Origin of the sequence: Anaeromyxobacter dehalogenans 2CP-1 (assembly GCF_000022145.1) — a bacterium.
GTDB lineage: Bacteria > Myxococcota > Myxococcia > Myxococcales > Anaeromyxobacteraceae > Anaeromyxobacter > Anaeromyxobacter dehalogenans.
In genome coordinates this window covers 1,883,860-1,905,629 of the sequence record NC_011891.1, presented here as the reverse complement: position 1 = coordinate 1,905,629, position 21,770 = coordinate 1,883,860, and the positions used below count along the sequence as shown (strand labels likewise).

Genomic DNA, 21,770 nt, shown 5'->3' with positions numbered 1-21,770 from the left:
TCAGTTCTCCGTCGGCTTCGGCGCGAGCTGCGCGCGCGGCGCCAGCGAGTCGTTCACCGCCACCGCGGCGCCGTTGCGCAGCTTGAAGACGCCGCTGCTGACCACGGTCTCCCCGCCCTTGAGACCGTCCAGCACCGCCACCAGGTCGCCGCGCCGCTCGCCGGTGCGGACGAACTGCTGGCGGGCCACCAGCGTCGGCTTGCCGTTCGCGTCCTTCTTCTGCTCGATCACGTAGACCGAGTCGCCGTAGGGGGCGAACATCACCGCGGTGGCGGGGATGGCGAGGACCTTGTGCTTGTCCGCCGACAGCACCGCCACGTTCACGAACATGCCGGGGCGGAGCCGCCCGTCCTTGTTCGGGAAGGTGGCGCGCACCCGCACGTTGCGGGTGACCGGGTCCACCTCGGGGTTCACGGTGGTGATCTCGCCGGTCCAGTCGGCGCGCGGGAACGTGTCCGTCCGCAGCCGCACCTTCTGCCCCGCCGCGAGGTCCACCAGCGCCTGCTGCGGCAGCCAGAAGTCCGCGTGGATGGGCGTCACCGACTGCAGCGACGCGATGGGGCTGCCCGGCGACACCACCTGGCCGAGCTCCACCTGGCGGATGGAGATGCGGCCGTCGAACGGCGCGCGGATGGTCTTCTTGGCGATGATCGCCTGGAGGTTGCGGACGGTCGCGTCGGCCTGCTTCGCCTTGGCGTCGGCCGCGTCGAGGTCGGCCTGCGCGTTCGCCTCGCCCTGCCGCAGCCGCTGGGCGCGCTCCAGGTTGACCTTCGCGAGCGCCGCGTCGGCGGTGGCCGCGGCGAGCTGCGCCTCCTCGGCGGAGGTGTCGAACCGGACCAGCACCTGGCCGCGGCGCACGTTGCTCCCGGACTCGAACGCGATCTGCCGCACGGTGCCGGGCAGCTCGGCCGCGAGCGTCACGCCCTGCACCGCCACCAGCGAGCCGACCGCGGCCCGGGAGGCCTCCCACTCGGTCGCCTCGACCTTCGCCGACGTGACCGACTCCGGGGGCGGCACGAACGCCTCGCCGGCGCGCACCATGGTGACGATCTGCCCGGCCTTGACCCCGACCAGGATGGCGAGCACCACCACCAGGCCCACCGCGAACACTGCCCACTGCTTCTTGCTCTTCATGTGCGCTCCTGCTGGAAGACGAGTGTGAAGGTCAGGGCGTGACGCCCCGTCATGGGGAAGCCTGCGGGGAGGCCGGCGGGGGCTCCCGCGCGTCGAGGAGGTTCCGGCCGGCCGCGAGCCGGAGCTGCGCCCGCGCGTCGGACACCTCGGCGTCCGCCTGGATGCGGGCGGCGTCGGCGTTGAACGCGTCGCGCTGCGCCTGGAGCAGGTCGAGCTGGTCGGCCGCGCCCGCCTGGTAGCGCTCCAGCGCCAGGCCGGCGGCGCGCTGGCTCACCTCGGCCTGCACGCGCGCCGACCGGCTGCGCGCGATGTCGGTGCGGACGGTCATCCACGCGCTGTGGACGTCGTCGTGCGCCGCGAGCCGCGCCCGCTCCTCGCGCGCCCGGGCGCCGTCCGCGACGGCGTCCTGCGCGCGCATGTTCGCGAGCGTGGTGAGGTCGAACGACCAGCTCAGCGACACGACCGCCTGCCAGGTCCGCTCGTGGCCCGCCAGGCCGGTGTAGTCCGTCGCGTGCTCGGTGGCGCTCGCCGAGAGGCTCGGCACCAGCACCAGCCGCCGCGCCCAGGCCTCCCGCTCCTCGGCCACGCGCGCGCGCACCGCCGCCGCGATGGCCGGGACGTCCTCGTCGCGCGCCTGGAACGACTCGATGGGCGCCTCCTCGTGCAGGTCGTCGCCGAGCGCGACCTCCCCCTCCAGCTCGGGCTCCATCCCGCTCAGCGACCGGAGCGCGCGCGCGGCGAGCGACACCTGCAGCTCGGCGGTCGCGACCTGCTGGACGTTGCGCTCCACCTCGGCGCGGGCCCGGTCCACGTCGAGCAGCGCGGTGGAGCCCGCCCCGTGCCGCGCCTCCGCGATCCGCAGGCCGGCCCGCGAGACGTCCAGCGCGCGCCGCGAGGCCTGGACCAGCGCCTGGCTGGCCACGAGCTGGTGGTACTCGCGCGACACGAGCGACTGCACGCGCAGCTCGGTGGCGTCCTGCTGCTCGGCGGCGGCGCCGGAGGCGGCGCGCGCCGCGCCGATGCGCGCGAAGGTGGCGAGGTCGACCAGCGGCACGTGGATGGTCGCGTAGCCGTCGAGCTGGTCGCGCGGCGTGAGGACCACCGGCCCGGTCGCGCTCGGGATGCGGGTCTCGTACTGGTTGCGGGTGTAGGTCCCGAGCAGCGACACGCCGGGCAGCGCCCGGCCCAGGGCCGCCTGCGTACCGGCCGACGCCTGCGCGCGGGCCGCGCGCGCCTCGGCGTTGTCGGGGCTGGCGTCGCGCGCGCCGCGCAGGAAGGACTCGAGCGGCTGCAGCGCGCTCGCCCGTCCGGCGAGCGTGAGGACCGCCGCCGCGAGACCGAACTTGAGGATTCGAAGATGGAGGCTCGACATGGTTCGCCGGCGACCTTGCACCGGTCGCGCCAGCGCTCACGCCACGCGCGAAACGCAAGGACTCCGCTGGACGGCGCGTGCCCCGGCGCGGCGCCCCCGCGCCGCCGCCGTACCGAGGTCCGACGGGGCCGCTCAACCCTTGAGCACCGCGTTCGGGTATGCGGGCGCGATCCGGCGCTCAGCGGACGGCGCCGGCGGTCGCCGCCGCGCCCTCGACGGCGTCGGTGACGAGCTCGTAGCGCCGCAGCCGCTCGGTGAGCGTGTTCCGGCTGATGCCGAGCCGCCGCGCCGCCTCGGACTGGTTCCCGCGGACGGCGGCCATGGTCCGCGCGATGACGGCCCGCTCCAGCTCGTCGAGCTGCTCGCGGAGCGTGCGCGTCTCCTCGCCGCCGCGCGCGACGGCGGCCGGCCGGTCCGCCGGGACGCTGGTCGCCTCGAACGCGTCGGGGCCGATCTCGCCCCCGCCGCTCAGGGCCACCATCCGCGCCACCACGTTCTCGAGCTGCCGCACGTTGCCGGGCCAGTCCGCCTCGACCAGCCGCTCGATCAGGGCCGGCGCGAGCCGCACGTCCTCCGACCCGAAGCGCTCGGCGTAGCGCAGCGCGAACTCGTGGGCCAGCGCCGGGATGTCCTCGCGGCGATCCCGGAGCGGCGGGACGGTCAGCTCCACCACCGCCAGCCGGTAGTACAGGTCCTCGCGGAACCTCCCCGCCTGCACGTCGGCGCGCAGGTCGCGGTGCGTGCACGCGACGATCCGCACGTCCACCCGCTCCACCCGGCCCGAGCCGACCGGCTGGATCTCGCCCTCCTGCAGCGCCCGGAGCAGCTTCGCCTGGATCCCGAGCGGCAGCTCGCCGACCTCGTCGAGCACCAGCGTCCCGCCGTCGGCCTGCGCGAAGAACCCGGGCCGCGCCTGCACGGCGCCGGTGAACGCGCCGCGCACGTGGCCGAACAGCTCCGCCTCCGCCAGCTCGGCCGGGATGGCGCTGCAGTTGAACCGGACGAGCGGCCCGGCGGCCCGCTTGCTGAGCGCGTGGAGCAGCGTCCCGATGAGCTCCTTGCCGGTGCCGGTCTCGCCGCACACCAGCACGGTGATCTCGCGCGCCGCCACCCGGGCGGTGGCGGCCAGCACCTGGCGCATGTTCGCGGACTCGAACACCAGCCGCCGGCCGATGGCGTGCTCCACCGTGAGCTGGCGGTTGCGCTGGCGCAGGAGCCGCGCCTCCAGCGCGCGGCCGATGGCCAGCGCCAGCTCGTCCACGTCGAACGGCTTCGGCACGTACTCGTACGCGCCCGCCTTCATGGCGCGCACCGCCAGGCGCTCCGAGCCGTGCGCGGTGAGCAGGATGACCGGCAGCCACTCGTCGCGCTCGCGCACCGCCTGGAGCAGCGCGAGACCGTCCATCTCCGGCATGGAGAAGTCGGTCACCAGCACGTCGGCGCGCTCGAGCTGCTCCAGCGCCTCCGAGGCCGAGCACGCGAGCACCGGCTCCCAGCCGCGGCCCTGCACCAGCTCCTTGAGCGCGGCGCGGACCGACGGCTCGTCATCCACCAGCAGCACGCGCGACATCCCCGCTCCTCTTCGCGGCGCGCGGCAACGTGACGAGCACCTTCGTCCCGCTCCCCGGCTCGCTCTCGTAGCGCAGGGTACCACCGTGCTGCACGATCACCGCCCGCGCCAGCACCACGCCCAGCCCGGTGCCGTCGTCGCGGGTGGTGAAGAACGGGGTGCCGATGCGCCGGAGCGTCTCCGGCGGCATCCCGCGCCCGGTGTCCCGCACCACCAGCTCGATGTCGTCCCCGGACAGCTCGCGCGCCTCCACCACCACCTCGCCGCCGGCCGGCGTCGCCTCGATCGCGTTCGCCACCAGGTTCAGCAGCGCCTCCTTCAGGCGGCGCGGGTCCGCCTCGAGCGACGCGTCGCCGCGCGCGTAGAGCCGCACCCGCGCCTCGTCGGCGCGGGCGGAGAGGACCAGCAGCGTGTCGGAGACGAGCGGCCCGAGCGCCACCTGCCGCGGGTTGACCGACTGGAGCGGCCGGTTGAACGAGAGGTAGTTCTGGATGATCTCCTGCATCCGCGTGACCTCGCGGTCCACCACCTCGAGCCGCTCGTGCGAGGCCGCCTCCGCCGGGCTGCGCAGCCCGAGCTGGACGAGCGCCTTCACGCCGGTGAGCGGGTTCTTCAGCTCGTGCGCCACCTTGGCGCCGACCTGCTCCAGCCCCTGCGCCCGGCTGAGCGCGTCGGACACCATCTCGGCGCGGGCGCGGGCCACCTGGTCGCGCTTGCGCCGCGTCTCCGCGTGCGCCGGCGCGAGCAGCGCGCCGACGCCGAGCACGCTCACCACCGTGAGCACGCCGCGCTGGAGCGCGGGCAGCTCCGGACCGGCGACCGCGTCCGGCAGGAGCGCCAGCACGGCGCCGCCGAGCGCCGTCGCGGCGAGCAGCCCGCGCGTGGCGACGCGGTCCCCCACCACCGAGACCGCCACGAAGTACGACCCGAGGAACGGGAGGATGAGCGGGCTCTGCTCGCCGCCGGTCACCGCCGCCGCGAGCGCGGTCGTCAGGAAGAACGACGCCTGTCCCAGGACGACGTAGAGGGCGATCCGGTCGAAGGTCGCGTTCACGCACCGGCTGGCGTCGCCCCGCCGGCAGCCGCGCACGCCCACCTGCTGCACGGCGCCGCCCGCCAGCACCACGCCGATCCTCCAGGGCGCGTAGCCCGCCCACGCGAGCACCCCCGCCGCCGCGAGGTAGTAGGCGATCGCGAACAGGTCCTCCCGGCGCGGCCACCGGTCGGCGCGCTCCCGCGACGGCGCGGCCGCCGTCATCGGGCAGGGCGGCGCGGAGGCGACCAGCGGGTGTGTGCGCGGAGGGGCGACCACGTCCCCGGAGCGAAAGGCAAGATCCGGGCCGGCGGAGAGGACTCTGACCATGGCCCAGCTCGATTAACCCGGCCCTGAACGCACGCGCTCGCCCCGGAACGTGACCAACGGCCGTTTCCGCCTCGCCGCGCAGAACTCCAACAACCTGCTCAAGCCTTGAGCAGGTCCCGTCGCCCCGGCGACGCCCGGCGGGCCGCCCGCACGATCGCTCGCCGCCTCCCGACCCCGCGCGCTCCGGCGGGCTCACGGCGGATCCGGCGCGAGCGCGCGCAGCCCCTCCGCGAGCGCGCGAGAGAGGTTCTCGATGAGATCCTCCTTCGCGCTGGCGACGTACAGATGCGGTCCGAGGGCCCAGGTGTCGCGCACCACCCGCCGAGGCTCGGGCGCCGCGCCGCCGGGGCCCACCAGCGCGCGGCCGAGCAGCGGCAGGACCTTGTCGCCGAGGCGGAGCGCGGTGTCGATCGCGAACAGGGCGACGTCGGGCCGGAGCGCGCGCAGCCGCCGCACGAACGCGTCGGCCTCGGCGGGCATGAGGTGCTTGGGCGGCCCGGACTTCAGCTCGAGGTAGACGAGCCTGCCCTCCGCGGCGGCGACGACGTCGAGGTCCCCGCCGACGCCCGGCGCGCCGCTCCGCACGCCGGTCGCCACCTGGAGGCCCAGCCGCGAGGACAGCTCGCGCGCCACCCACCACTCCAGCGTCCCGCCGAACGACCGCGCCCGCCGCAGGAGGCGGTAGCGTCCCCGCGGGCGCCGCTCGGCCAGGCCGAGCGCCACGCAGTCCTCGGCCATGGCGCGGGCGCGCGCCGCGTCCACGTAGCGGGTGGCCTCCGACGGCAGGAAGCCGGCCGGCGCGAGGATGGCGCCGCGCAGGAACAGCCGGAACGCGTAGTGCCCGAGGCGCGCGGCGATGGCGTCGAGCGCGGGCGCCGGCAGGGCGGGGTCGAACGGCAGGTCGGGGCGGGACAGCCGCGGGTCGAGGCCGCGGCGGACCAGCATCGCGAGCGGCTCCGATGCGGGGGCGCGCGCGCGGCCCGCCCGCGGGGGCCGGGCCGCGGCGGCCGCCTCCAGCTCCCGGGCGCCGGGGCGCTCGCGCATGCGGGGATTGTACGCCGGCCGGCGCGGCGGGCGCCGCCTCACCCGGTGGCGTCACCGGCGAACAGCGCCCGGGCCCCGGTGAACAGCCGCGTCAGCGCCGCCGCCACCGCCCCGATGGCCGGATCGCCGCGCGACGTGGCGCGGCGCAGCAGCCACACCGGCCGCGGCGGCGGGACCGGCCCCTCGACGCGGCGCAGCGCGGGATCGGGATCCCCCATGTAGCAGGGCAGCAGCGCGAGCCCCAGGCCCGCGCGGGCGGCCAGCTGCTGCGAGCCGAAGCCGTTGGTGCGAAAGGACGGCCGCTCCTCCGGGTGCGCCTCGGCGAGCCACACCGCCTCCGGCAGGTGCGCGCTCCCCTCGTCGAAGCCGATCCAGCGCGGCCGCGCGCCGCCGGCGATGGCGCGGGCCACGGCCGGCGCGGCGTAGAGGCCGTACGCGAACGTCGCGATGCGGCGGCCCACCAGGTCCTCGCCGCGCGGCGAGCCGAGCCGGACGGCGAGGTCGGCCTCGTGCCGCGCGAGGCTGAGCGCGCGCGACTCGCCGATGAGCTCCAGCTCGCAGCCGCGCAGGCGCTCCTGGACGCGGGCGAGCCGGGGCAGGAGGAACGCGTCGATCACGGGCCGGGTGGCGGTGACGCGGACCACCGCGGCCGCCTCCGCCGCCCCGCGGTCCGCCGCCAGCGACGTGGCCGCGCGCTCCATGTCCCGGGCGCGCTCCAGCGCGGCCGCGCCGGCGGCGGTCAGGCGGACGCCGTCCGGGCGCCGCTCCAGCAGCCGCCGCCCGAGGGCCCGCTCCAGCGCGGCCACCCGCCGTGCCACCGTGGCGTGGTTCACGCCGAGCGCGCGGCCCGCGCCGGAGAGGCTCCCCGTCCGCGCCAGCGCCGCGAAGCAGCGGACGTCCTCCCAGTCGAGCGTGGCTGTGCGATGTCGATCAGCGATGGTGCGCATCTGCGCATTGTCGCACAGGCGCCGGCGGGGCAGGTTCCGGCGTGCGGCGCGGCCCCTCCGATCCCCGGAGCCCGCCCCGGAGGTCCTCATGTCCCGGACGGTTCGCATCACGCTGGTGGGCGGTCCCACCGTGCTCCTCGAGGTGGGCGGCCTGCGCCTCGTCACGGATCCCACGTTCGACGCGCCCGGCAGCTATCCGTCGTCGGGCGGCGCCGTCACGCTCACCAAGCGCACCGGCCCCGCGCTCGCCGCCGACGCCGTGGGCGCGGTGGACGCGGTGCTGCTCAGCCACGACCAGCACGCCGACAACCTCGACCCGGCCGGGCGGGCCTTCCTGCGCGGCGCCCGGCGGGTCCTCACCACCCGCGAGGCCGCGGGCCGGCTGCCGGGCACCGAGGGGCTGGCGCCGTGGGAGCGGCGCCTCCTCGCCGCCGGCCCCGGCGCGCTGCTCGTGACCGCCACGCCGGCGCGCCACGGGCCGCCCGGCATCGAGCCGCTCTCGGGCGAGGTGACCGGCTTCGTGGTGAGCGAGCCGGAGGGGCGCGACCTCGTCTACGTGACCGGCGACACGGTGTTCTACGAGGGCGTGGCGGAGGTGGCGCGCCGCTTCCGGCCGGCGGTGGTGCTCATGTTCACCGGCGCGGCCCGCACCCGCGGCCCCTTCCACCTCACCATGAGCGTCAACGACGCGCTCGAGACCGCGCGCGCGTTCCCCGGCGCGGCGCTGGTGGCGGTGCACAACGAGGGCTGGGCGCACTTCACCGAGTCCGCCTCCGACCTGGAGCGCTCGTTCGCGGCGCTGGGGCAGCAGGCGCGTCTCGTGCCGCTGGCGCGCGGGCAGACGGCCGAGATCGCGGTGCCGGCGCCCGGGGCCTGACCGCGCCCGGCGGATTCCACGGAACGGCGCGCGCGCCGCGGCTACCTCTCCCGGCGAAGGAGGCAGCCATGGACTACCCCGACCTCGCGCCCCGGGCTCGCTCCTGGGCCCCGCACCTGCTCGGCGTGCTCAGGATCGTCGCCGCGTTCCTGTTCCTGCAGTTCGGGACCGCGAAGCTGTTCGCGTTCCCCCGGCCCCGTCATGCCCGGCGGCGGCACCGCGCCGCTCGCGTCGCTCGCCGGGATCGCCGGCGCCATCGAGGCGTTCGGGGGCGCGCTCCTGCTGGTGGGGCTGTTCAGCCGGCCGGTCGCGTTCCTGCTCTCCGGCGAGATGGCGGTCGCCTACTTCTACGGGCACGCGCCGCAGGGCTTCTGGCCGGTGCTGAACCAGGGCACGCCCGCGGCGCTGTTCGCGTTCGTGTTCCTCTACCTCGCCGCCGCCGGGCCGGGCCGCTTCAGCCTGGACGGGCTGCGCGGGAAGGACGCGCCCTGAGGTGCACGCGGCCGCGGCTACGCGTGCGTCGGCATGGCGAAGTGCCCGCGCGCCTCGCCGGCGCCGGCGGGCCAGCGGCTCGTGACGACCTTGCTCCGCGTGTAGAACGCGATCCCCTCCGGCCCGTGCACGTGGAGGTCGCCGAACAGGGACGCCTTCCAGCCGCCGAAGGAGAAGAACGCCATGGGCACGGGGATGGGCACGTTCACCCCCACCATCCCGACCTCCACGTCGCGCGCGTAGCGCTGCGCGGCGGCGCCGGAGCGGGTGAAGATGGCCGTGCCGTTGCCGTACGGGTTGCGGTTCACCAGCGCGAGCGCCTCGTCGAGGCTCGCGGCGCGCAGCACCACCAGCACCGGCCCGAAGATCTCCTCGCGGTGGATCGACATCTCCGGGGTGACGCGGTCGAACAGCGTCGGGCCCACGAAGAAGCCGCGCCCGCCGCCCGGCACCTCCCGCGCGCGCCCGTCCACCACCAGCCGCGCGCCCTCCCGCACGCCGGCGTCGATGAACCCGCGGATCCGGTCGCGGTGCGCCGCGGTGATCACCGGCCCCATCTCGACGCCCGGCGCCGTCCCGGGCCCGACCGGCAACCGCCGCGCGCGCTCCGCCAGCGCCTCCACCAGCGGATCGGCCGCCTCCCCCACGGCGACCACCGCCGAGATGGCCATGCACCGCTCGCCCGCGGAGCCGTACGCCGCGCCCGCGAGCGCGTCGGCGGCGAAGCCGAGGTCGGCGTCGGGCAGCACCACCGCGTGGTTCTTCGCGCCGCCGAGCGCCTGCACCCGCTTGCCGTGCCTCGCCGCGGTCTCGTAGACGTGGCGCGCCACCGGCGTCGAGCCCACGAACGAGACCGCCGCCACGTCCGGGTGGGCAAGGAGCGCGTCCACCGCCTCGGCGTCCCCGGGCACCACGTTCAGCACGCCCTCCGGCAGCCCCGCCTCGTGGAACAGCTCCGCCATCCGCAGGCTGGTGGAGGGGACCTTCTCCGAGGGCTTCAGCACGAACGCGTTCCCGCACGCGATCGCCACCGGGAACATCCACAGCGGGACCATCGCCGGGAAGTTGAACGGGGTGATGCCGGCGCAGACGCCGAGCGGCTGCAGCGTGGAGTGCACGTCGATGCCGCGCCCCGCGTCCTCGGCGCGCTCGCCCTTCAGCAGGTGGGGCGCCCCGCACACGAACTCCACCACCTCGATGCCGCGCTGCACCGAGCCGCCCGCGTCCGCCAGCGTCTTGCCGTGCTCCTCCGACACCAGCGCCGCGAGCGCGTCGCGGTTCGCCTCCAGCAGCTCGCGGAAGCGCGCCAGCACGCGGGCGCGCCGGAGCGGGGGCGTGTCGCGCCACGCCGGGAACGCGGCCTTCGCCGCCGCGACCGCGGCGGCGACGTCGTCGGCGCCGGCGAGCGGCACGCGCCGGACCACCTCGCCCGTGGCAGGGTCGAACACCTCGCCGGTGCGGGCGCTGCGGGGGGCGGTGCGCCGGCCGGCGATCCAGAGGTCGAGCAGGGGAGCGGTCACGGGAGGTCCCTCCGAGGGCGGCGAGTGGGGCCGCATGCCACGCGGTAATGATGCCCGCTCCCGCGCTCGACGTCGTCCCGGCCCCGCCCGCCGGATGGGGCGCCGAGCCCCGCGGCCGTGCCGGCGCGACGTCGTCGGCCCCACGTTTGGCGCAGGCGCCCCGGCGCCGGCCGTGGCCTCCCGACGCACCAGATCCCGACCGATCGAAGCTGCCGCGGGCCCCGACGCGCGCGTCCGCGCCCTGTTCGCCGCACCGCCCGCCGACTTCGTGGCCCGCCGCGACGCGCTGGCGCGCGAGCTCGACGGCGAGCGCAGCCCGGAGGCCGCCCGGGTCCGCCGGCTGCGGCGCCCGCCGCTCGCGGCCTGGCTCCTGAACGCGCTCGCCCGCGAGCGGCCCGAGGCGCTCGCGGCGGTGCTCGAGGCGGGCGACGGGCTCCGGCAGGCGCAGGCGCGCGCGGTGCGCGGCGACGGCGGCGCGCTGCGGGAGGCGGCGGCGGCGCTGCACGACGCGATCGCCGAGGCGCTCGGGGCGGTCCGGGCCATCGCGGACGCCGCGGGACGCGGGGCCGCGGCGGCGCAGCTCGGGCCGGTGGAGCGCGGGCTGCGGGCGGCAGCGACCGCCGCGCCGGCCGAGCGGGCCGCGCTGCGGGCCGGCGTGCTGGAGCGGCTGCCCGAGGCGGGTGGCCTGGCGCTGCTGGGCGGGCTCGCGCCGCAGGCGGGCGCCGCGCCGGAGCCGCCGCCTCGCGGGCGGTCCCGGGATGCGCGCGAGCAGGACCGCGCCGGGCAGCGCGCGCGGGCCGAGGCGGCGCGCCGCGAGCGCGAGCGTCGGCGCGCCTGGGCCGAGGCGGAGCGGCTGGAGCGTGCGCGGAAGCGGGCGGCCGAGCGCCTGCGCCGCGCGGCGCAGGAGGTGGAGCGGGCGCAGCGCGCCATGCAGGCGGCCCGGGCCGAAGCCGAGGCGGCGAGCGCCGCCGCGGAGGCTGCCCGGGCCAGGGCGCAGGCCACGACCCCTACCCTCCCCGCGCGCCCGCGCAGGGGTGGCCGCGCCGGCGGCCGCGCCCTATGACCGCGGCATGTGCCGCAACATCCGCGTCCTCCACAACTTCGACCCGCCCACCACCGACGGCGAGATCCGCGACGCCGCGCTGCAGTACGTGCGCAAGGTGAGCGGGGTGCGGGAGCCCGCGGCCGCGGACGCGGAGGCGTTCGGCCGGGCGGTGGACGAGGTGGCCGCGTCCACGCGCCGGCTGCTCGGCGCCCTGCGCGCGCGCACCGCCGTCCGCACGCGCGAGGGCGAGCGCGAGAAGGCGCGCGCCCGCGCCGCGCGCCGCTTCCACGCTCCGTGATCCGAGCCCCCGGATCGGGGCGGTGTGGGCCGCGCTCGCGCCGCGGGCGCAGCCCGGTGAGCCTGGGGGCCCCGGGTGCTGAACCGGGTGAGCGGCGTCCTGCGGGTCGCCTTCGAAGTGGCCCGCTCGCCGCCCCCGGCCTGCACGACCGGCGCGGCCGCGCCATGACCCGCTGCGTCGCAGGCGTCGTGCGTTCGCGGGCCCCACGCGGGACGGCGCGCCCGGCCGCGCCGTTCAGCATCATCGAACCATCCGTTTACCCCCTGCTCGCCGTCCGGCCCTTCGCTCGCCTCGGGCCGCGGCACCGGAGGCCGCTTGGAAGAGGACACGGAGCACCCCGCTCCCGCCCGCCGAGGCCCGCACGTGCGCGCGCCGCGCGATCTCGCGGCCGGCGTGCTCGTCGCCGGCATCGCGGCGGTGGCCCTGCTCGCGACCGGCGACCTGGACCCGGGCCGGCTGCGCGCCATGGGCCCCGGCATGCTCCCCCGCGCCGTCGCGGCCATCCTGGGCCTCGCCGGCCTGGCGCTGATCGCCGCCGCGTTCCTGAAGGACGGGGAGCCGATCGGCCGCTGGTCGCTGCGCGGCCCGGTGTTCATCTCGCTCGCGGTGATCGCGTTCGCGCTCACCATCCGCACGGTCGGGCTCGCGCTGGCGGGGCCGCTGGTGATGCTGCTCGGCGGCGCGGCCTCGCCGGAGGTGCGCTGGAAGGAGCTGGCCATCTTCGCGGTGGTGACCACCGTCGCCTGCGCCGGGCTGTTCCGCTTCGCGCTCGGGCTGCCCATCCCGGTGCTCATCCTCCCAGGGTTCCGCCTCTAGGGCCGGCATGGGCGACCTGCTCTCGCACCTCGCGCTCGGCTTCTCGGTCGCGTTCACGCTCCAGAACCTCGGGCTGGCGCTGGTGGGCTGCCTCATCGGCACGCTGGTGGGCGTGCTCCCCGGCGTCGGCCCCATCGCCACCATCACCATGCTCCTGCCCATCACCTACGGCGTGGAGCCCACCGGCGCGATCATCCTGCTCGCCGGCATCTACTACGGCGCGCAGTACGGCGGCTCGACCACCGCCATCCTGGTGAACATCCCGGGCGAGGTCACCGCGGTGGTCACCACGCTCGACGGGCACGAGATGGCGAAGCAGGGGCGCGCCGGGGCCGCGCTCGGCATCGCCGCCATCGGCTCGTTCTTCGCCGGGTGCGTCGCCACGCTGGTGGTGGCCGCGCTCGCCGCGCCGCTCACGCGCGTGGCGCTCCTGTTCGGGCCGGCCGAGTACTTCTCGCTCATGCTGGCGGGCCTGGCGTTCGCCGTGGTGCTCGCGCGCGGCTCGGTGCCGCGCGCGCTGGTGATGATCCTGCTCGGCCTGCTGCTCTCCACGGTGGGCACCGATCTCGAGACCGGCGCCGAGCGCATGACGTTCGGCTGGTCGCCGCTCGCCGACGGCATCGACTTCGCGGTGCTGGCCATGGGCGTGTTCGGGTTCGCCGAGGTGCTGCGCAACCTCGACCTCACCGAGCAGCGCGACGTGGTGCGGCGGCCCATCGGCCGGCTGCTGCCGAGCGGCGAGGACCTCCGGCGCTCGGCGCTGCCGATCGTCCGCGGCAGCCTCCTCGGCGCGATCCTCGGGATCCTTCCCGGCAACGGCGCGGTGCTCGGGCCGTTCGCGTCCTACGCGGTGGAGAAGCGGCTCGCCCGCGACCCGCGCCGCTTCGGCCGCGGCGCCATCGAGGGCGTCGCCGGCCCGGAGTCGGCCAACAACGCCGGGGCGCAGACGTCCTTCATCCCGCTGCTCTCGCTGGGCATCCCGCCCAACGCGGTGATGGCGCTCATGGTCGGCGCCATGACCATCCACGGCATCGTGCCCGGCCCGCTGGTGATGACGCGCAGCCCGCAGCTTTTCTGGGGCGTCATCGCCAGCATGTGGATCGGGAACCTGATGCTGCTCGTCATCAACCTGCCGCTGGTGGGCGTGTGGGTCCGGTTCCTGAAGGTGCCCTACCGGCTCATGTTCCCCGCGATCCTGGTCTTCTCCTGCATCGGGATCTACTCGGTGAACAACTCCGCCGCCGACGTGCTCCTCACCGCCGCGTTCGCGCTCGCCGGCTACGCGTTCGTGCGGCTCGACCTCGAGACCGCGCCGCTGCTGCTCGGCTTCGTGCTCGGCCGCCTCATGGAGGAGAACCTGCGGCGCGCGCTCGCCATCTCGCGCGGCAGCGCCGCCGCGTTCGTGCAGCGTCCCATCAGCGCGGCCTTCCTCGCGCTCGCCCTCGTCGTGCTGGTCCTCGCAGTGCTGCCCGCGGTGCGCACGCGCCGCAAGGAGGTGTTCGTCGAATGAGCCCGAATCGCATGCACCGAGCCGCCGCCCGGCTCGCCGTCCCGCTCCTCGCGGCCGCCGCGCTCGCGGCGACCCCGGCCCGCGCCGCCTACCCGGAGCGCCCCATCACCATGATCGTCCCGTTCGCCGCGGGCGGCCCCACCGACGTGGTGGCGCGGATCGTGGCCGAGCACATGTCGCGCACGCTCGGCCAGCAGGTGGTGATCGAGAACGTGGCCGGCGCCGGCGGCACCACCGGCATCCTGCGCGCCTCCCAGGCAGCGCCGGACGGCTACACCATCATGATGGGCCACATGGGCACGCACGGCGCCGCGCCGGCCGTGTACCCGGACCTGAAGTACGATCCGCGCACGGACTTCGCGCCCATCGGGCTCGCCGCCGGCACGCCCATCGTGGTGGTCGCGCGCAAGGACTTCCCGGCCAAGGACTTCAAGGAGTTCGTCGCGAAGGTGAAGGCGGACTCGGAGAAGCTGAACGAGGCGCACGCCGGCGTCGGCTCGGTCTCGTTCACCACCTGCTCGCTGTTCAACTCGCTGCTCGGCGCGAAGCCGACGCGCGTGGTGTACCGCGGCACCGGGCCCGCGCTGAACGACCTGGTGGCCGGCCAGGTGGACTACATGTGCGACCAGATCGTGAACCTGGTGCCGCAGATCCAGGCCGGCACCATCAAGGCGTACGCGGTGGCGCTGCCCGAGCGCTCGCCGGCGCTGCCCGACGTGCCCACCACCAAGGAAGGCGGGCTGCCGGAGTTCCAGGTGACGGCCTGGAACGCGGTGTTCGCGCCCAAGGGGACGCCGCCGGCGGTGGTGAAGCGGCTCTCCCAGGCGCTGCTCGCGTCGCTCGACGACGCGGCCACGCGCAAGCGGCTGCTCGACCTCGGCGGCGACCTCTCCAACACCGCCGCGCGCACGCCGGAGGGGCTGCAGAAGCTGGTCGAGAGCGAGGTGGCGCGCTGGAACAAGGTGCTGAAGGCCACCGGCGCCGCGAAGTGAGCCGCACCGCGGCACCGCCCGCGCGCCCTTCCGGCGCGGGCGGTGCCCGGACGCCCCGCCACCCGTCCGCCTGGGCGCGTTTCGGCACCCGGTTGGAGCGCCCGTGACGCAGGAGCGTGCCGCCCGTATCCCGCGGCGGCATCCATCCGTCTCCACCGCATGACCACGCCTCCAGAGCCGACCCCTTCCCTCGCCGGCGCCGTCCAGGCGTCCTGGCACCGCTTCCTCGACACCTACGAGCCGCTGCGCCCGGAGCTGTACCGGTACTGCCGCAGCCTGGCGCGCAGCCCCTGGGACGCGGACGACCTGGTGCAGGACGCGATGGCGCGGGCGTTCGTGACGCTCGGCTGCATGGACGGCCCGCCGGAGAACCCGCGGGCCTGGCTGTTCCGGGTGGCGTCGAACCTGTGGATCGACCGGCTCCGGCGGACGCGCGAGGACGCCGGGGACGTGCCGGAGGGCGCGACCGCGCCCGAGCCGAGGGCGTCGCGCGAGGCGGCCGGCACGCTCATCGGCCGGCTGTCGCCACAGGAGCGCGCCGCGGTGGTGCTGAAGGAGGCGTTCGACCTCTCGCTCGAGGAGATCGCCGAGGCGCTCGCCACCAGCGTCGGGGCGGTGAAGGCGGCGCTCCACCGCGGCCGCGGGAAGCTGGCCGGGCCGGACGAGGCGGTCACGGCGTCCCCGAGCGCGCCGGTGCTCGACGCGTTCTGCGCGGCGTTCAACGCCGGGGACCTCGAGCGGCTGGTGGCGCTCCTGCTCGACACCGCCAGCGTGGAGGTGGTGCGCGTGCACGCCGAGTACGGCCGCGACGCCGCGCGCAAGGGCGTGTTCCAGGGCATGATGTACGGCAGCCGGCGGCTGGCCGGCGTGGACGGCCAGACCACCGGCATCGACCCGCGCTACCGCCTCGGCGCCCTCCCCGACCGCCCCCGCTGCGAGGTGCGGCTGCACCGGGGCGAGCCGGTCATCGTGCACTGGTACGCGCACGCCGACGGCGAGGCGGTCCGCGCGCTCACCCGGCTCGAGACCTCGGGCGACCGGCTCTCGCGTGTGCGCAACTACTTCTACACGCCGGGCGTCATCGCCGAGGTGTGCGGCGAGCTCGGCCTCCCCTACCGCATCAACGGCTACCGCTACTGGTGAGAGGGATCCCGCCCATGACCGCGCTCCTCCCCGCCGCCCTCGCCGCCGCGCTGCTCGCGGCCAGCCCCGCCGCGCCGAACGCCCCGGCGCGCGCGCCCGCCGACCCGGTGCAGCGCGGCTACGCGCCGGTGAACGGCCTTCGCATCTACTACGAGCTCCACGGCCCCGCCGGCGCGAAGGGGCCGCCGCTCGTGCTGCTCCACGGCGGCGGCTCGAGCATCGACACCTCCTTCGCGAGCCTGCTCCCCGCGCTCGCGCGCCACCGCCGCGTGATCGCGTTCGACCAGCAGGGCCACGGCCGCACCGCCGACCTCCCCGACCGCCCGTTCACGTTCGAGCAGTCGGCCGACGACACCGCGGCCCTGCTCCGGCACCTGGGCGTAGCGCGCGCCGACCTCCTCGGCTTCAGCAACGGCGGGACCATCGCCCTGCAGGTCGCCGTCCGTCACCCCGCGCTGGTGCGGCGGCTGGTGGTGGCGTCGGCGATGGTGCGCCGCGACGGCCTGGCGCCGCAGGCGTGGGAGGCGATCCGGCGCGGGCGCCTGGAGGACATGCCGGTCGAGCTGCGGCAGGCGTACCTCGCGGTCGCGCCGCACCCCGACCAGCTCGCGTCCTTCCACGCGAAGTCGGCGCGCCGCATGCTCGAGTTCCGCGACTGGCCGGACGCCGAGGTGCGGTCGATCACGGTCCCGGTGCTCGTCGTGGCCGGGGACCGCGACGCCGTGCTGCCCGAGCACGCGGTGGCGCTGACCCGCATGCTCCCGGACGCACGGCTGGCGGTGCTCCCCGCCACCGACCACGACGGCGTGGTGCAACGCCGCGTGGAGTGGCTCGGCCCGATGATCGAGGCGTTCCTGGACGAGCCGTAACCGGGCCCGGACGCCGGCCGTGCCGGGATGGTGGACCGGATCGGTCCACGCACGATTCGCCGGCGTCCGCCCGCGGCACGTTGTCGCGAAGCACATTCCGACGAACCCGCCAGGGGCTGGACGCGCTCATATGCCTCAGGGTCCCGTCGGTCCGCGCGGCGCGCCGGACTCGCGGGTGGCGGCCAGCATCGGGCGGCCGACCGATGGGAGGTGGCGCGCCGCACGCAGGGAGAACGCATGTCCGCCACGCTCTGCATCCCCATCGAAGAGAACCGCGGCCTCCTCAGCCCGGTGTCGCGCCACTTCGGGCGCGCGCCGGCGTTCATGCTCGTGAACGCCGCCACGCTGGCGTACCGGATCCTCCCGAACGCGCCCACCGAGCGACCGTGCGATGCCTGCCGCGCGCTGGCGAACGAGGACATCGACGTGTTCCTGGTCGGCGGGATCGGCACGCACGCGCTGGAGCGGATCCGCGCCCGCCGCCGCATCGCGGTGCTCCGGACGCCCTCGGGCCGGGTGGCGGACGCGCTGGCGCTCCACATCGCCGGCCGGCTCCCGGTGGTGCAGGAGGAGTGTTGCCCGCCCGAAGGAGCTCCGCGGACGTCGCTGCACGTCCTGGGCGCGCCGGGCGCCGGTTGCGACGCGACCTGCTCCGGGAGCTGAGACCGGGCGCCGCCGCGCCCGACCTGCGCCGGCCCGGGGTCGACGGTGCGTGAACCTCCGGCAACGGTGCCGCGCCGCACGCCCCGTCGCGGAAGTGGACCGCGGCCCGGGTTCGGGACTCTCATTCGAGGGTGACATGGCTCCGCCGCGCCGCGCTGGTGCTCCTCCCCGTCGCCCTGCTCGGCGCGGCCGCCTGGACGCTCCACGTGGAGCTGCGCGGCCTCCACCTGCACCAGGTGGAGCGCGAGCTGTCGGCGCTGCCGGCGGCCCTGCTCGCGCTCGCCGCCGGGCTCACCGCGCTCGACTACCTGCTGCTCTCCGCCTACGACGTGCTGGCGCTCCGCTACGCCGGGCGCCGCCTCCCGTACTCGCGGGTGGTCTTCACCTCGTTCGTCTCCTACGCGTTCGGGAACAACGTCGGGTTCGCGCTGCTGTCCTCCGGCTCGGTGCGGTTCCGCCTCTACTCGCAGTGGGGCCTCTCCGCGCTCGAGATCACGCGGGTGGTCGCGTTCACCGCCGCGCAGCTCTGGGCCGGCCTCCTGCCCATCGCCGGGGTGGCGCTGCTGTCCGGGCTGCCGGTGCCGCTCCCGGGCTGGGCGGCCCGGGCGCTGGGCGCCGCCGCGCTGGCGGTGACCGCGGCCTACGTGGTCGCCGCCGCCCGCGGCACGACGCTCTCGGTGAAGGGCGTCCGCTTCTCGCTGCCCTCGCTGCCGCTGACGCTCGCGCAGATCGTCGTGTCCGCCGCAGACTGGGCGCTGGCGGCGCTGGTGCTCCACGTGCTGCTCCCGCCCGCCTCGCCCCTCGGCTTCGTGCAGCTGCTCGGGCTGTTCGTGGCCGCGCAGGTGGTGGGCCTGGCCTCGCAGGTGCCGGGCGGCCTGGGCGTGTTCGAGTCGATCGTGCTCGCGGCGCTGACGCCCGCGGTGCCGGCGCCGGCGGTGGTGTCGAGCCTGGTGGCGTTCCGGCTCGTCTACTACGTGGCCCCGTTCCTGGCCGCGTTCGCCCTGCTCGCGACGCACGAGCTGCTGCTGCGGCGCGCCTGGCTGGGGCGGGTCCTGCGCGGCGCGCACGCCTCCTTCGCCCCGGTGGTGCCGTGGCTGGCCGGCGGCGCCGCGCTGCTCGCCGGCGCGGTGCTGCTCGTCTCGGGCGCCACGCCGGCGGAGGCCGAGCGGCTCCACCTGCTGCGCCGCGCCGTGCCGCTGCCGGTGCTGGAGGCGTCGCACCTGGTCGGGAGCCTGGTCGGGACGGCGCTGCTCCTCCTCGCCCGCGCGCTGGTCCGCCGCATCGACGCGGCCTGGGCGGTCGCCATCGGGCTGCTCGCGGCGGGCGCGGTGGCCTCGCTCGCGAAGGGGCTCGACTGGGAGGAGGCGACGCTGCTCGTCGCGCTGCTCGCGGCCATCGCGCCGTTCCACCGCCAGTTCTACCGGCGCAGCTCGATGCTCGAGGGCGTCCCCTCCGCCGGCTGGGCGCTCGGGGTGGCGCTGCTGGTGGCCGGCTCGATCGTGATCGGCGTGCTCTCGTACCGGCACGTGGAGTGGTCGCGGGACCTGTGGTTCACGTTCGCGTTCCACGGGGACGCGCCGCGGTTCCTGCGCGCCTCGGTGGCCGGCGTGTCGCTCCTGGTGCTGTTCGGGGTGGCGACGCTGCTCCGGCCTGCGCCGCCCGAGCCCCCGCGCACGGGCCAGGCGGAGCTGGACCGGGTGCGCCCGCTGGTGGACCGCGCGCCGGAGTCCTACGCGCACCTCGCGCTCACCGGCGACAAGTGCCTGCTGTTCGCGGAGGCCGACGCCGCGTTCCTGATGTACGCGGTCGAGGGCCGGAGCTGGATCGCCATGGGCGATCCGGTCGGCCCGGACCCGGCCGCGACCGAGCTGGCCTGGCGCTTCCGGGAGCTGTCGGACCGGCACGACGGCTGGGCCTGCTTCTACCAGGTCGGGCCGGCCGCGCTGCCGCGCTACCTCGACCTGGGCCTCTCCCTGCTGAAGCTGGGCGAGGAGGCGGTGGTGCCGCTGGACGGGTTCTCGCTCGACGGGAGCGCCCGCCGGGCGCTGCGCCAGGCGCACGCCCGTGCGGAGCGCGACGGCCTCTCCTTCGAGGTCGCGCCCGCCCCGGCCGTGCCCGGGCTCCTCCCGGATCTCGCCGCCGTCTCGGACGCGTGGCTGATCGAGAAGGGCGTGCGCGAGAAGGGCTTCTCCCTCGGGTCGTTCGACGCGCGCTACCTGGCGGAGGGGCCGGTCGCGCTGGTGCGCCTCGACGGCAAGATCGTGGGCTTCGCGAACGTGTGGGCCAGCGCGGCCCGCGTGGAGCTGTCGGTGGACCTCATGCGCTACCACCCCTCCGCGCCGCGCTCGACCATGGACTACCTGTTCACCTCGCTCATGCTCTGGGGAAGGGCCGAGGGCTACCGCGCGTTCAACCTCGGCATGGCCCCGTTCTCCGGGTTCGAGCCGCGCCAGCTCGCGCCCCTGTGGACGCGGATGGGCGCCCGGCTCTACCGGCACGGCGAGAACTTCTACAACTTCCAGGGGCTCCGCGCGTACAAGGAGAAGTTCGCGCCGGAGTGGCGGCCGCGCTGGCTGGCCGCGCCCGGCGGGCTCCGCCTCCCCGCCATCCTCGCGAACCTGGCCGCGCTCGTCTCGCGCGGCCTGAAGGGCGTGGTGACCAAATGATCCCTGCCGCGCTGGCGCTGGCCCTCGCCGCCGTCCCCGCCACCCTCGACGTCCCCGGCCTCGGGGCCGTGCCCGTCTCCGCGCCGCCCGGGGCGCCGCAGCGGGCGATCCTGCTGGTCTCCGACGCGGGCGGTCGCGACGCCGCGCTCGACGACCTGGCGCGCGCGCTCGCCGCGCGCGGCGCGCTGGTGGCGACGGTCGACCTCCGCGCGTACCTGCGCTCGGTGCGGGAGGCGCGCTGCGCCTACCCCGCGGCGGATCTCGAGACGCTGGCCCAGCGGCTCCAGAAGCGCGCCGGCCTCGGCGCGTACCTGCGGCCCATGCCGGTCGGCGTCGGCATGGGCGCGTCGCTCGCGTGGGCCGCGCTCGCCGAGGCGCCCGCGGGGACGTTCTCCGGCGCGGCGCTCGTCGGGTTCTGCCCGTCCCGCCCGCTGCCGCTCCACCTGTGCCACGGCTCCGGCCCGCTGCCCGAGGCGACGCGCGGCGGCGAGGTCGTCCCGCCCGCGCCGCACCTCGACCAGCCGCTCGCGATCCTGGAGGAGGCCGCGCGTCCCGGCTGCCCGGCGGGCGAGGTGCAGGAGTTCGCGCGCCAGATCCCGGGCGCGACGCTCGAGACCGTCCCCGCGGGCGCGACCGCGGAGGCGCGGGCCGAGGCGGTGACCGCCCGGGCGCGCGCGCACGAGCTCACCGCCGCGGCCGCCGCCCCGCCCCCGCCCACCCCTCCGCCGGCGAACGCGCCGCCGGTCTCGGACCTGCCGGTGGTGGAGAACCCGGTCGCCGGATCGGGCCGCCGGATGGCCGTCATGCTCACCGGCGACGGCGGCTGGGTGGGGCTCGACAAGGGGCTGGCCAAGGCGATGGTCGCGGCCGGGGTGCCGGTGGCCGGCCTCGACTCGCTCAAGTACTTCTGGACCGCCAGGACGCCGGAGCAGACCGCCGCGGACGTGGCCCGCATCATCGCGCACTACCGCGCGAAGTGGGGCCGCGACGAGGTGCTGCTCATCGGCTACTCGCGCGGCGCGGACATCGTCCCGTTCCTGCCGCCGCGCATGCCGCCCGCCGAGCGCGCCGCCGTGAAGCTGGTGGCGATGCTCGGCCCGGAGTCCTTCGCCGAGTTCGAGGTCCACGTGGTGGACCTGTTCACCTCGGTGCGCCGCGGCGCCGCCACCTCCACGCAGAAGGCGGTCGAGGCGCTGGACGGCTCGGTGCGGATCCTCTGCGTCCAGGGCGTCGAGGAGAAGGACAGCGCCTGCCCGCTGATCGAGGGCCGGCCGGAGGTCCGCCGGGTGGTGCTGCCCGGCGCGCACCACTTCGACCGCGACTACCCGAAGCTCGCCCGGCTGGTGCTCGAGGCGGCGCCGTAGGCGAGGCGGGCGACCCGGCCCTCCCCTCGGGCGACCCCGTCGGCCCTGCTGCCGGCCGCGCCGCCGTGCGATGCTGCCGCAGGGG

Annotated in this window: 19 protein-coding genes; 12 read left to right on the top strand and 7 right to left on the bottom strand. The window is 76.4% G+C overall.

What is annotated here, in order from left to right; translation table 11 throughout:
• The 6 genes from A2CP1_RS08585 to A2CP1_RS08560 all read right to left on the bottom strand — a co-directional run bounded on the left by A2CP1_RS08585 (nt 1) and on the right by A2CP1_RS08560 (nt 7,430).
• Nucleotides 1-1,134, bottom strand: a complete 1,134-nt coding sequence (locus tag A2CP1_RS08585) for an efflux RND transporter periplasmic adaptor subunit (protein ID WP_012632979.1) — start codon at nt 1,132-1,134, stop codon at nt 1-3.
• Nucleotides 1,135-1,183: 49 nt separating this feature from the next.
• Nucleotides 1,184-2,506 carry a TolC family protein gene (locus A2CP1_RS08580; protein ID WP_012632978.1) on the bottom strand — a complete coding sequence of 441 codons (1,323 nt, stop codon included), beginning with the start codon at nt 2,504-2,506 and terminating at the stop codon, nt 1,184-1,186.
• 178 nt (nt 2,507-2,684) lie between these two features.
• Complete coding sequence (locus A2CP1_RS08575) at nt 2,685-4,076, bottom strand: sigma-54-dependent transcriptional regulator (RefSeq protein WP_012632977.1); 1,392 nt, start codon at nt 4,074-4,076, stop codon at nt 2,685-2,687.
• On the bottom strand, nt 4,051-5,334 hold the full coding sequence (locus A2CP1_RS08570) for a two-component system sensor histidine kinase NtrB (RefSeq protein WP_245530019.1): 1,284 nt from the start codon (nt 5,332-5,334) through the stop codon (nt 4,051-4,053). The genes A2CP1_RS08575 and A2CP1_RS08570 overlap by 26 nt, the downstream gene beginning before the upstream one ends.
• A 297-nt stretch (nt 5,335-5,631) precedes the next feature.
• A complete protein-coding gene (locus A2CP1_RS08565; RefSeq protein WP_012632975.1) occupies nt 5,632-6,483 on the bottom strand; it encodes a hypothetical protein in 852 nt (283 codons plus the stop codon).
• 38 nt (nt 6,484-6,521) lie between these two features.
• Complete coding sequence (locus A2CP1_RS08560) at nt 6,522-7,430, bottom strand: LysR family transcriptional regulator (RefSeq protein WP_012632974.1); 909 nt, start codon at nt 7,428-7,430, stop codon at nt 6,522-6,524.
• 88 nt (nt 7,431-7,518) lie between these two features.
• On the opposite strand from A2CP1_RS08560, the gene A2CP1_RS08555 reads away from it, so the two are divergent.
• Both A2CP1_RS08555 and A2CP1_RS08550 read left to right on the top strand, forming a co-directional pair.
• Complete coding sequence (locus A2CP1_RS08555; RefSeq protein ID WP_012632973.1) at nt 7,519-8,307, top strand: MBL fold metallo-hydrolase; 789 nt, start codon at nt 7,519-7,521, stop codon at nt 8,305-8,307.
• 201 nt (nt 8,308-8,508) lie between these two features.
• On the top strand, nt 8,509-8,799 hold the full coding sequence (locus tag A2CP1_RS08550) for a DoxX family protein (RefSeq protein ID WP_245530018.1): 291 nt from the start codon (nt 8,509-8,511) through the stop codon (nt 8,797-8,799).
• A 17-nt stretch (nt 8,800-8,816) separates the two neighbouring features.
• On the opposite strand, the gene A2CP1_RS08545 is transcribed toward A2CP1_RS08550, so the two are convergent.
• The gene (locus tag A2CP1_RS08545; protein WP_012632972.1) at nt 8,817-10,319 is read right to left on the bottom strand and encodes a CoA-acylating methylmalonate-semialdehyde dehydrogenase; all 1,503 of its coding nucleotides are present in this window, start codon (nt 10,317-10,319) and stop codon (nt 8,817-8,819) included.
• A 268-nt stretch (nt 10,320-10,587) separates the two neighbouring features.
• Here A2CP1_RS08545 and A2CP1_RS08540 point away from each other — a divergent pair, with 268 nt between their 5' ends.
• From A2CP1_RS08540 to A2CP1_RS08495, 10 genes are all read left to right on the top strand, one after another.
• On the top strand, nt 10,588-11,382 hold the full coding sequence (locus A2CP1_RS08540) for a hypothetical protein (protein ID WP_012632971.1): 795 nt from the start codon (nt 10,588-10,590) through the stop codon (nt 11,380-11,382).
• A 7-nt stretch (nt 11,383-11,389) separates the two neighbouring features.
• Nucleotides 11,390-11,662, top strand: a complete 273-nt coding sequence (locus tag A2CP1_RS08535; protein ID WP_041450657.1) for a DUF2277 domain-containing protein — start codon at nt 11,390-11,392, stop codon at nt 11,660-11,662.
• Nucleotides 11,663-12,025: 363 nt separating this feature from the next.
• The gene (locus tag A2CP1_RS08530; RefSeq protein WP_232288401.1) at nt 12,026-12,478 is read left to right on the top strand and encodes a tripartite tricarboxylate transporter TctB family protein; all 453 of its coding nucleotides are present in this window, start codon (nt 12,026-12,028) and stop codon (nt 12,476-12,478) included.
• Nucleotides 12,479-12,485: 7 nt separating this feature from the next.
• Complete coding sequence (locus tag A2CP1_RS08525) at nt 12,486-13,988, top strand: tripartite tricarboxylate transporter permease (protein ID WP_012632968.1); 1,503 nt, start codon at nt 12,486-12,488, stop codon at nt 13,986-13,988.
• Between the two features lie 11 nt (nt 13,989-13,999).
• Complete coding sequence (locus tag A2CP1_RS08520; protein ID WP_245530017.1) at nt 14,000-14,980, top strand: tripartite tricarboxylate transporter substrate binding protein BugD; 981 nt, start codon at nt 14,000-14,002, stop codon at nt 14,978-14,980.
• A gap of 159 nt (nt 14,981-15,139) precedes the next feature.
• The gene (locus tag A2CP1_RS08515; protein WP_012632966.1) at nt 15,140-16,123 is read left to right on the top strand and encodes an RNA polymerase sigma factor; all 984 of its coding nucleotides are present in this window, start codon (nt 15,140-15,142) and stop codon (nt 16,121-16,123) included.
• A 14-nt stretch (nt 16,124-16,137) separates the two neighbouring features.
• Nucleotides 16,138-16,992, top strand: a complete 855-nt coding sequence (locus A2CP1_RS08510) for an alpha/beta fold hydrolase (protein ID WP_012632965.1) — start codon at nt 16,138-16,140, stop codon at nt 16,990-16,992.
• A 237-nt stretch (nt 16,993-17,229) separates the two neighbouring features.
• Complete coding sequence (locus A2CP1_RS08505; RefSeq protein WP_012632964.1) at nt 17,230-17,655, top strand: NifB/NifX family molybdenum-iron cluster-binding protein; 426 nt, start codon at nt 17,230-17,232, stop codon at nt 17,653-17,655.
• Nucleotides 17,656-17,786: 131 nt separating this feature from the next.
• Nucleotides 17,787-20,321, top strand: a complete 2,535-nt coding sequence (mprF, locus tag A2CP1_RS08500) for a bifunctional lysylphosphatidylglycerol flippase/synthetase MprF (protein WP_012632963.1) — start codon at nt 17,787-17,789, stop codon at nt 20,319-20,321.
• Nucleotides 20,318-21,685 (top strand): virulence factor family protein, encoded by a 1,368-nt coding sequence (locus A2CP1_RS08495; protein WP_012632962.1) that lies wholly within the window; start codon nt 20,318-20,320, stop codon nt 21,683-21,685. Before mprF ends, A2CP1_RS08495 begins: the two co-directional genes overlap by 4 nt.
• The last annotated feature ends 85 nt before the right edge of the window (nt 21,686-21,770 follow it).